This is a genomic window from Streptomyces sp. NPDC059355, from assembly GCF_042752335.1.
GTDB lineage: Bacteria > Actinomycetota > Actinomycetes > Streptomycetales > Streptomycetaceae > Streptomyces.
In genome coordinates this window covers 85625-96389 of record NZ_JBHYXN010000030.1, presented here as the reverse complement: position 1 = coordinate 96389, position 10765 = coordinate 85625, and the positions used below count along the sequence as shown (strand labels likewise).

The following is a 10765-nucleotide window of genomic DNA, read 5'->3' as shown; positions in this document are numbered from 1 at the left end:
CCGCTACGGCAGCCCCGTCGGCGCCTGGAACTTCTGGCAGACCCACCACTGGTACTAAGCCACCAGCGGACAGCAGACGCGCACCACGAAGACGCCCGCCCGGGACCTCCCGGAGCGGGCGCTTTCGCGTTGCCGGCCGGTGGCCGGGTGGCCCGGTCAGGCGACCAGCCGCAGCCAGGCCGCCGCGAGTGCGGCGTGACCGGCCGCGGTCGGGTGGACACCGTCGGTGGCCCAGTGCTCCGGCCCGGCCGCGGTCGTCGCGGCGAGCTCGGCGAACATGGCGTCGGCTTCGAGCAGCTGCGCTCCGTACCTGCGGGCGAGCTCGCGCACGACCCGGATCTTCGGATCCAGATCGTCACGCCATTCCTTGCGCTCCTTCTCCCCGATCAGCACACCGCCGCCGCCGGCCTCGATGACGCCGTGGATCGGCAGCAGGAACGGCTCGATGAGGATCAGCTCCGTGCCCGCCTCGGCGAGGGGCGCGAGCAGGCGGTCGTAGCCCGCTTCGAACTCCGCCGCGGGGATCACGTACCCCTCCGGGTCGATCGTGTGCCAGCCCATGTCGTTCACCCCGACGAGGACCGACACCACATCCGGACGCGCGTCGAGCACGTCGCTCTGCCAGCGTGCTTCGAGGTCCCGCACCTTGTTGCCGCCGGTCCCGGTGTTCAGCCAGGTCACGGGCCGGTCCGGGTGCCGCAGTCCCCACTCGCCCGCGATGCGCAGCGGGTAGCCGAAGCCGAGGCCGTCCTCGCTCTCCAGCCGCCGGCAGTCGGTGATCGAATCGCCGGTGAACATCACGGTGCTTCCCGGCCGGAGGGTGATCGTCATGTGCGCTCCTCGGATCTCGAACCCCGGCCGGACGGACCTGGCGGGACCTCTCGAACCTGCCACCCTCCACCGACACGGCGCCGACACCTCCTGACACCCGGCCGACACCACCGCTCTCGTCGAGTTCCGGATTGTCTGATTTTCGCCCCTGATTCGGGGAACACGGCGTCCCTCGGGGCCAGTTCACTGAGGGGAACGGGGGCGGGCCCATCCGGTGTGCCTCCGAGTGTCAGGTTGTAGGCGAGGAGAACAGCTGTGCGTGTACTTTTCACCGGTCCGGCTGCAGCCGGTCATCTCTTTCCGATGATTCCGACTGCGCAGGCTTTGCGTGCCGCTGGTCATGAGGTGTTGTTCGCCGGTTCGCAGCCGTTGGACCGGCTTCGCGAGGCGGGATTCGCGATCGTGGAGATCGGCGACGGCCGCACGATACGGGACGTGATGGAGCAGTCCTCCGACGAGGAGATGCGTTACGTCGCCCCTGACATGTCCCAGGACCAGATCCTGGACCGGGCCGCCCGCGGCTTCGCGCTCATTTCCCGGCCCACCGTGGACGGGCTGCTGGAGGTCGCCGGCAACTGGGGCGCGGACCTGCTGGTCTACGACTCCTTCCAGGCCTCCGCCCCGCTGGTCGCGGCGAAGCTGAAGATTCCGTCGGTGATCCAGAACTTCGGCCCCACCCCCGGCCTGGACATGGTCGGCCGGCTCGCCGCGAACTTCACCGAGGCGTACGAGACGTACGGGGTCTCCGGCCCCGCCGAGCCCACCGCCTTGAACATCGTCCCCGCCTCGCTCGGCGGCGACCCGGGCGGCCTGCGGATGCGCTACCTCCCGTACAACGGCGGCGGTACGATCCCCGCCGCCCTGCTCGGCCGCGGCGCCCGGCCCCGGGTCACCATCACCCTGGGCACCGTGCTCACAGAGCTGGACGGGGTCCGCGCCATCGTCCGCCTGATCGAGGCCGCCGCCTCGGTGGACGCCGAGTTCCTGCTCGCCGTCGGCGACGCCGACCTCACCGCGCTCGGCACCCTCCCGGACAACGTCCGCCCGCTGCCCTGGGTCCCGCTCGCCGAACTGCTGACCGCCTCCGACGCGCTGATCCACCACGGCGGCTCCGGCACCCTGCTCACCGCCCTGCAGGCCGGCCTGCCCCAGCTCCTGCTGCCCCAGGGCGCCGACCACTTCACCAACGCCGACGCCCTCACCGCGACCGGCGCGGCCCTGCGCTCCGCCTCCGACGACGTGGACGCCGCCCTGCTGACCCGCCTGGTCACCGACCCGGCCCTGCGCGAGGCGGCCACCCGCCTACAGGCGGAGAACGCCGCCCTGCCGTCCCCCGCCGAAACGGTCCCGGCCCTGGAGGCCCTGGCCGCCTCGTAGGAGGTGCGCGCCGGGCGTGTGTTCGTACCCGCACGCCCGGCGTACACCACCGGCCGGCCCCGGAGACCGCTCCCGGCCCGGCCGTCACGGGCCGCCGACGTCAAGGGTGATTGTCACTCTATTCCCGCCTACGGATGGCTTGCGTAGGTTCAGCGATCTTCGCGTGCTTATGCTGCACGCGCTATGACGCAAAGTCAGAACTCCCGCGCCTTACGGGAATCAGCAGACGTGGTCGTCCTCGGTGCCGGTCCGGCCGGGCTCGTTCTCGGAATCCTGCTGCACGCAGCCGGGATCGACTGCGTCCTCCTCGAACGCGCCTCCCGAACCCACGTCCAGACCCGGGCCCGCGCCGGGTTCCTCGCCCCGAACACCGTACGGATCCTGGACCGCCACGGCCTCTCCGACGGCCTGCACCGTGCCGGCACCCGCCACGGCACGTGCGAATTCCGCACGCAGGACGGCCGGTTCCGGCTCGACTACGGCGCCCTCGGCCAGGGCGGGCAGCACCATGTGTACCCGCAGCAGAACCTGGTCACGGACCTCCTGACGCACTACCTCGACCTCGGCGGACGCATCCGCTTCCAGACCGAGGCGCTCGCCGTGCACGACGCCGACGGGACCCGGCCGTACGTCACGGCGCGCGAGCCCGACGGCCGTCCCGCGCGGTGGACCGCCCGCTACGTCGCCGGCTGCGACGGGCGGCACGGGGCGGCCCGCCGCTCCCTGCCGCCGGGCGCCGCCCGCCACCACCACGACCACGGCGTGACCTGGCTCGGCCTGCTCGCCGAGGCCCCGCCGAGCCTCGACGCCGTCGGGTACACCATCCACGAACGGGGCTTCGCCGGACACATGGCCCGCACCCCGGAAGTCACCCGCTACTACCTCCAGTGGCAGCGCGGCACCCCCGCCGAGGCCTGGACCGAGCAGCGGATCTGGGACGAGCTGGACGTCCGCATGCGGGCCGCGGACCACGGCCCGCTGCACCGGGGCACGCTCCTGGAACGCGGGATCTTCGATCTGACCTGCGACGTGATCGAGCCGCTGCGCCACGGCTCGCTCCTCCTGGCGGGCGACGCGGCGAGCCTGCTCGCCCCGGCCGCCGCGAAGGGCGCCAACCTCGCTGTCCTGGAGGCCGAGATCCTGGCCGGAGCGCTGACCGACGCCCTCGCCCGGGGCGACACCGCGGGACTCGACGGGTACTCGGACCGGTGCCTGGCGCACATCTGGCGGGCGCAGGAGTTCACCGGGTGGATGACCCGGCTGCTCCACGCGGATCCCGACCCGGACCGCCACGGTGCCGGATCGTTCTTCCACGCCGCCCTGGGCCGCTCCCGGCTCGCTTCGCTGCGCACCTCGCGCACCCACCAGGACTGGTTCGCCGAGAACTACGTCGGCGTCTGACCGCCGCTCCGCCCGACCCCGCTCCGCCCGACCCCGCTCCGCCCCGCCCAGCCCCGCCCCGCACCGGCCCGAGGACACCCCCACGATGACGACGACGCTCCCTGACGAAACGATGCTCCTGGACGAGACGACGCTCCCGGACGACACGGCCTGCCTGCGCGCGGCAGCCGAGTTCGTCCGCGAGCACGACAGCGCCGCCCTGTTGCCCCTGCTCCTGCCCGGCCTCGGCGGGCCGGATCTGCGGGCGCTGGCCGGACACTGCCGGTTCGCCCACGCGGGGCTGCTCCTCTTCCCGCCGGACGCGGACGGCCTGCGGGCCCAGCTCGCCGACTGCGGACTGGCCGTGGACACCCCCTCCCACCCCAGCGTGGTCGTACGGGAGCGCCTCGCCCGGCGCCACCGGCGCGACCCGGCCGAGCTCGACGTCCGCATCCTGCGCCCGCAGGTGCCCGGCCGTGCCGGGGAGCGCCGCGCGGTCGAGGTGTTCGCCCTGACCGTTCCCCCGCACTCCGGCCTGGAGCGGATCGCCGCGTACGAACGCGCCCGCCGGCACGAGGCGCACCTCGCCTTCGAGATCGACGACCCGGACCCGCTGGCGCTGCGCGGCCTGTGCGCGATCCTCCTCCGCCACGGCGCACGCCCCGACGGCGGCGGCTACAACCCGCACGAGGACGGCACGGTCCTGTACTTCACCACCCCCGCCGATCCGGCCTGCGGCTACCGGCGGCTGGAACTCTACGTACGCGGCGACCACCGCACCGCCCTCGCCGCGCACCTGGACCACCCCGCCGCGGACGAGGACCACCACCGCCCCGCACGGCAGCCCGCCGAATCGCTCCTGCAGCTCCTCACCGGCGCCTGGACCACACAGGCACTCGCCGCCTTCGCCCGGCTGTGCCTGCCCGACGCCATGGACACCCGTACCGCGCACCGCACCGAGGACCTCGCCCGGCTGACCGGCACCCACCCCCGCAGCCTCGCCACGCTCCTGCAGTACCTGGCCATGCTCGGAGCCGTCACCCGGGACCGCGAGGAGGACGCGTTCCGCCTGACCGAACTCGGCGCCCTGCTGCGCTCGGACACGCCCGGGTCGATGCGGCCGCTGGCCCTGATGTACGGGGGCCCGTTCTACCGCTCCTTCGGCGAGCTCGACCACGCCGTACGGACCGGCCGGCCGGCCTTCGACCACCTCTTCGGCGAGAACCACTTCGACCACTTCGCCCGCGACCCCGAACTCGCTGCCCTCTTCGACCGGTCGATGGCCGCGAGCTCACGGATGTTCGAGCCGCTCCCCGACCACCCGGTCATCACCGCGGCGGCCGGGGCGGCCATGCCCGCGACCGTCGTCGACGTCGCCGGCGGGAACGGGGAGCTCCTCGGCCGCATCCTCACCGCCCACCCCCGCCTGCGCGGTGTCCTCCTCGAACGCCCGCACGCCGTCGAAGCCGCCCGCGGCCGGCTCGACGCCGCGGGCTGCGGAGCACGCTGCGACTACCGCGCGGGCGACTTCGCCGACGTGCCGCACGGCGGCGACGTCTACGTCCTCTCCCGCGTCCTGCACGACTGGGACGACGACCGCTGCCGCGAGATCCTGCGCCACTGCGCCCGCGCGATGCCCGCCCACGCGGACCTGCTCATCGTGGAACGGCTCCTGCCCGCCGACGGTTCCCCCTCGCTGGCCACCGCCTGGGACCTGCACATGCTGTGCAACGTAGGAGGCCGCGAACGGCGCGCCGACCACTACGCGCGCCTGCTCGCCGACGCGGGCCTCCAGCTCGTCGGCCACACCCCCCTCCCCCTGGACGCACACGTACTGCACGCCCGCAGGGCCGCCGTCCCCGACCCCGTGACCGGGCGGGGCTGAGCCGCGCTCCCCGGCATCCCGCCGCTCACGCGGCATCGTCGCGGCCGCGGCCGCGGCCCGGCTCGGAGAACTCAGACCTCCCGGGGAGGAAGGCGGTCGCCACGGCCGCCGTGAACATCACGGCCGCGCCCACGTAGAACGCGGCCGAGACCGCGGTGGTGACCGAGGTCTTGAGGGCCGGGACGAGATCGGCGGGGATCCCGGCGGGCAGGTGCGCCCCCTGCTGTGCCGCCGCCACCGCCTTGCCGATGGACCGCTCGACCCGGTCGAAGCCCTCGGACGGGATACGGCCGTCCCGTCCGAGGATCCGGCTCAGGTGTGCGCCTTGGAGGTGCGACACGATCGCGCCCATGACCGCCAGACCCAGCGCAGCGCTGATCTCCCGGCCCGTCTGCAGCACCCCCGCCGCGTTGCCGCGCATCCGCTTGGAGGTGACGTTGAGCGCGGTGACCCAGGCCGGGCTGACACAGAGCCCCATCCCGATGCCCATCAGACAGTAGAAGGGGACCAGCCAGCCGTAGGACCCCCGGCGCAGCTCCGCCGCCGCACCGAGCAGGGCCGCCACGCACAGGACCATGCCGATGCCCAGGGGGACGCGGGGTCCCAGGAGGTCGTAGAGCCTTCCGCCGAGCGGCGCGCACACGACCGTGGGGAGAGTGAGCGGCAGTACGGCGAGACCGGCTTCGAAGGGCGACATGCCCACGACGTCCTGAAGCCAGATGACCCCGAACACCGCGAATCCCACGAACGCGAAACGCACCGTCGAGATGACCGTCGCCCCGACCGCGAACTCCCTCTTCGCGAACAGCTCGAAGTGCATGAGAGGGTCCGGCTGCCGCCGTTCGCGTACCACCAGGAGCGTCATCAGTACGGCTCCGGTCGCGAGCAGGGAGATGACGGCGGGCGAGGACCACCCCCAGTAGCGCGCCTGCATGAGGGGGAGGACCAGGCACACCAGACCGCCGATCAGCAGGGGTGCGCTCGACCAGTCGACCCGTTCCCGCGGCGGTGGCCTGCCCTTGAGCAGGAGGTGCGCGAGGGCGAGGGCGCCGAGGCCCAGGGGCGGGTTGACGAAGAAGATCGCGCGCCAGGAGAACGCCGTCGTCAACACGCCCCCGATCAGCGGGGCCGTGCCGTACAGCAAGGTGGAGACGCTGGAGGAGATGCCCATCGCCCGGCCCCGCTCCCGGCGGCCGAATTCCCTGATGATGAGCACCTGGGAGGCGGGCCGCAGGATCGCCGCACCGGCTCCCTGGGCCGCGCGCGCGGCGATGAGCCACGCCTCGGACTGGGCCAGACCCGCCGCGGCCGAGGCCACGACGAACACGAGGGTTCCGAAGCGGAAGGCGCGTTCGTACCCGAACACGTCGCCGATGCGTCCGCCGAGCGGGCTCATGCAGGCGAAACTGAGCAGGTACGCATTGATGATCCACTGCACTCCGGTGGTCGAGGCGTCCAGACTCCGCTGGATGGTGGGAACGGCGATCAGTACCACCAGCGCGTCGATGGCGATCATCGACGAGGCGCAGGTCATCACGGCCAGGACCCACCAACGGTGACGCTCGCCCATGAACTGCCGCCGCGTCACGCGCACCCTTCCGGTGGATTCCAGTCAGGAGAGGCGCTGGTGGTCCACGATGTCGCAGTCGGTGTAGACCGTCGGCCTGCTCATCAGCGCCGAGAGCTGCTGGGCGAGCTCGCTCGTCTCCGGCGCGTCGCTGTTGGCCATCGCGGCATCGTGGGACTCGAACTGGACCACGGCGAGGTAGCGGCCGGGGTTCGCCCGGTCCTTGAGCAGGGTGCGGGACGCCGGGGCACCGGTCCGGCCCGCCGACCGGACCCGCTCCTCGTAGGCGCGCAGGAGCTCGCGCACCTCGTCGATGCGCTCGGTCTCGAAGTCGATGATCTGTGCGAACTTCATGATTCCGGTTCCTCCCGGCACATGGCGGCCCCGCGGATGGGTCCACCTGCCGACAGCAAACACCGCCGCGCCCGGCACCCCGGGCTCACACGCCCGCGGGCGCGGCGATTCCACGAGGTTGGCGGGCGAGCGGGCGGGCGAGCGGGTGGGCGGGCCGCAGGCGAGCGGGCGTGTGCGGTCGCGTCAGCGCGAGGAGGTGCCGGGTGCGCCCGGAGACGGGGGGCCCACCAGGCCCAACGTGTAGGCGACCACCGCGGCCTGGGTGCGGTTGCCCAACTCCAGTTTGGCCAGGGTGCGGGAGACGTACGTCTTCACGCTCGCGCCCGCCAGGTGGAGTTCGCGGGCGATCTGTTCGTTCGTCATCCCCATGCCGATGAGCCGGAGCACCTTGCGCTCGCTCTCGCTGAGCGCCGCGACCTTCGCATCGACCCCGTCGACCTGTACCGGCATCCGGCGGGCCGCCTGCCGGACCAGGTTGCGCAGGAGCTCGGGGGCGAAGACCCGGCCGCCGGAGGCGATGACGTGCAGTGCCGAGAAGAGCTCCTCGCAGCGCAGGTCCTTGAGGAGGAAGCCGGCGGCCCCGGCGTCGAGGGCTTCGAGGACCTGGCCGTCGCTGTTGTAGGTGCCGAGCACCAGGACCTTGGGCGGGTCGGGGAGGCCGACCAGCTTGCGGGTGGCGCACACGCCGTCCATGTTGGGCATGCGCAGGTCCATCAGGGCGATGTCCGGCCGGTGCAGCCTGGTCTGGATGATGGCGTCGGCGCCGTCGACGGCCTCGCCGACCACCTCGAAGTCCTCCGAGGACTCGATCATCATCCGAAGACCCGACCGTATGATCGCCTGATCGTCGACGATGATCACTCGAATGGTCACAGTGCCCGTTCCTTCGGCTCGTTCCGGGGCAGCGGTCCCGGTCGGGTCCGCACCGGGCACCCGGTCGCGTACGGCTTCCGCGTCCCGATCGGGGCGCGAGGCGATGGCCGCGCGCCCGCCCGTCGCTTCCCTGCCACCCGTCGAGCCGGTGGGCCGGATCGGCGGGTGCTCCGGTGCGCGGTCCACGGCGTCGGCGGTGGCCGTATCCGGCTGCGCCGGGGCTGTTCGGGCAGGCGCGGACGTCGCCCCGCCGGGGGTGTTGTCCGCGCGGCGCCGTCGAGCGCGGGAAGCGGGTACGGGCGGGAAGGCCGTGGGCTCCGGGTGCCCGGGGCCGTCGGTGGACACCGCGGCGGACGGGTCCGAGGGGACCGCGGTCGCGGGTGACGCCGCCGGACGGCGCGGCCGGGCGCGGGTGGCGGTCTCCGCTCCGGGGGCCACCGCGGCTGCGCGCACGTCGTCGGGCCGACCGACCGGCGTCGGCGCGTCCGGGCCCGGCGGGGCGTCCTCGCCCTGGTCGGTGCTCGGCACGGGGACGGGGCGAACCACCCTGCGGTCCTCGCCCCGACCGGCAACGACCGGCCCGGCGACCGGACGGGCGGGGTGGGCCGCGTCGGTGGGCGGTGTGCGGGGTGCTGCGCCCGGCCGTTCCTGCGGTGGGCTCGGGGCGGGCGTGGTGTTCGGCTCGGCGACGGGGTGGCCGGGGTCGGCCGCGTCGGTGGGCGGCGTGTGGGCTGCTGCGTCCGGCTGTTCGCGCGGCGGGGTCGGGGCGGACGTGGTCTCCGGTGCACGCTTCGGCGCGCCGCCCCTCGCCGTGTCCGTGCCCTGGCCGGCGACGGAGTCCGGGTGCGGGGCCGAGGTCCTGCGCGCGTCGCCGTACGTCTCGGGGGTGGCGGGAGACGCATCGTGGTCACCATGCGGTCCCGCGTGGAGGAGGCGTTGTCCGGCGGCCCCGGCCCCGGCCCCGGCCCCGGCCCCGGCCCCGGCCCCGGCCTCGGCCCCGGCGCCCGTGCCTCGTCGGGAGGGGCGGAGCCCGGACCGCTGTTCCGCGGCAGCCGGTCCGGCGTTCACGACGTTCGGGATGGCGGTGCGCCGCCGCGCCGACGGAGAAGTCGGCTGCGGCACGGTGCCGTTGGCGGGATCGGTCGCCCGGGCGGCCGGAGTGCCGGGCTCGGAGGGGACGGTGGGGCGCTCCGAAGACGCAGTGGACAGCGGGGTCGGACGGCTCCGCCGGGGGCGGACCTCGGCGCGGGCGCGCGAGGGGGCTTCCGCTCCCGTGCGGGTGGGCGCCGGACCAACGACCGGACGGCTGTCGTCCACGCCTTGGGAGGGCTGCTCCTGGAGCAGGCCCGCGGGCTGCCGTTGGGCCGACATCAGCTTCGGGGCGTCGCCGCGCACGGTCGACGTACGGCTGGTCGCGGCCGCACCCGCACCTGCGCCCGCCTCGGGGCTCACCGGCGTGTGCTCGGCTGCTCCTGCGACCGAGCTCGGTTCCCGGGTGGTGGGCGACTGCTCTGCGGTTGCGTGGGCCGGCGCACGGCCGGGGCCGTCCGGCCCCGCCTCCGGGCCGCGGAGGCGGCGTCGTACGGCGGCCCACCGGAAGGAGCGAAGCCCGGCCGGGCGTGCCGCGTCGGCTGCGCCCACCGCCGCGGGCGCGGCGGGGGCATGCGCGGCCGAGGCTTGTGGCAGCGGGCCTGTGGTGAAGGAGGTGACCGGCGTTCCTGCTGCGGTGGCGGTGGCCGATCCGGTTTCGGTGCGGGGCGGGCCTTCGCGCGCGTCTGCCGTCGTGGGCGGTCGGGTGGTTGCGGCGGGGGCATGCGCGGCCGAGGCTTGTGGCAGCGGGCCCGCGGTGAAAGAAGTGACCGGCGTTCCTGCTGCGGGGGCAGGGGCCGATCCGGTTTCGGTGCGGGGCGGGCCTTCGCGCGCGTCTGCCGTCGTGGGCGGTCGGGTGGTTGCGGCGGGGGCATGTGCGGCCGAGGCTTGCGGCAGCGGGCCCGCGGTGAAAGAAGTGACCGGCGTTCCTGCTGCGGGGGCAGGGGCCGATCCGGTTTCGGTGCCAGGCAGTGGTACCGGAAGGGACATCGGGACGGCGTGCTGCATCCCCTCGGCGGAGGTGCGCGGCGGCTGCACCGGGGCCGTGCCGTAAGGCTCGCCCACGGGCACGGCGGCACCCGGAAGCACCGCAGCCGCAGCCCTGGCCGCCGCGTCCGCGTCCGGTATCCCGGCACGCACGGGCTTCTCCGGATCCGGCGAAGCGGCTCCCGAGGAGGACGCCCGAGCAGCCCGCGGCACGGGTGGCGGGAGGGCGGGCGCCGTGTCCCGCATGGCGTGCGGGTCAGCGGGCCCGGTGTCCGCAGCCACGGCGGGCACCGCAGCCGCAGCCGCAGCCGTGGTGGCCGGTTCCGGGTGCGTCGCGAACGCCGTGCGGGCCGAGCCGTCCAGGGCGCTCGTGACACGGTCCGGTCGGGGAGCGGTCCGCGGAACCGGCGGCGTGGCAGCTA

The 10765-nt window shown here is 74.2% G+C and carries 7 protein-coding genes; 3 read left to right on the top strand and 4 right to left on the bottom strand.

The window, feature by feature from the left end; genetic code table 11:
* Positions 1-156: 156 nt before the first annotated feature.
* Positions 157-831 (bottom strand): SGNH/GDSL hydrolase family protein, encoded by a 675-nt coding sequence (locus ACFXGI_RS26155; RefSeq protein WP_384711241.1) that lies wholly within the window; start codon positions 829-831, stop codon positions 157-159.
* Between the two features lie 303 nt (positions 832-1134).
* Here ACFXGI_RS26155 and ACFXGI_RS26150 point away from each other — a divergent pair, with 303 nt between their 5' ends.
* The 3 genes from ACFXGI_RS26150 (at position 1135) to ACFXGI_RS26140 (ending at position 5473) form a co-directional block, all read left to right on the top strand.
* Entirely contained in the window at positions 1135-2208 is a 1074-nt protein-coding gene (locus tag ACFXGI_RS26150; RefSeq protein ID WP_384711238.1) for a nucleotide disphospho-sugar-binding domain-containing protein, read from the top strand.
* A 183-nt stretch (positions 2209-2391) separates the two neighbouring features.
* Positions 2392-3609 carry a 4-hydroxybenzoate 3-monooxygenase gene (locus ACFXGI_RS26145; RefSeq protein ID WP_384711235.1) on the top strand — a complete coding sequence of 406 codons (1218 nt, stop codon included), beginning with the start codon at positions 2392-2394 and terminating at the stop codon, positions 3607-3609.
* A gap of 85 nt (positions 3610-3694) precedes the next feature.
* Positions 3695-5473 carry a methyltransferase gene (locus ACFXGI_RS26140; protein ID WP_384711232.1) on the top strand — a complete coding sequence of 593 codons (1779 nt, stop codon included), beginning with the start codon at positions 3695-3697 and terminating at the stop codon, positions 5471-5473.
* 25 nt (positions 5474-5498) lie between these two features.
* Here ACFXGI_RS26140 and ACFXGI_RS26135 read toward each other — a convergent pair whose 3' ends face one another.
* The 3 genes from ACFXGI_RS26135 to ACFXGI_RS26125 all read right to left on the bottom strand — a co-directional run bounded on the left by ACFXGI_RS26135 (position 5499) and on the right by ACFXGI_RS26125 (position 9719).
* Positions 5499-7061, bottom strand: a complete 1563-nt coding sequence (locus tag ACFXGI_RS26135; RefSeq protein ID WP_384711229.1) for an MFS transporter — start codon at positions 7059-7061, stop codon at positions 5499-5501.
* Positions 7062-7085: 24 nt separating this feature from the next.
* Positions 7086-7394: a hypothetical protein gene (locus ACFXGI_RS26130; protein ID WP_384711226.1), complete on the bottom strand. Its 309-nt coding sequence runs from the start codon at positions 7392-7394 to the stop codon at positions 7086-7088.
* A 183-nt stretch (positions 7395-7577) separates the two neighbouring features.
* Entirely contained in the window at positions 7578-9719 is a 2142-nt protein-coding gene (locus ACFXGI_RS26125) for a response regulator (protein WP_384711223.1), read from the bottom strand.
* Positions 9720-10765 lie beyond the last annotated feature (1046 nt).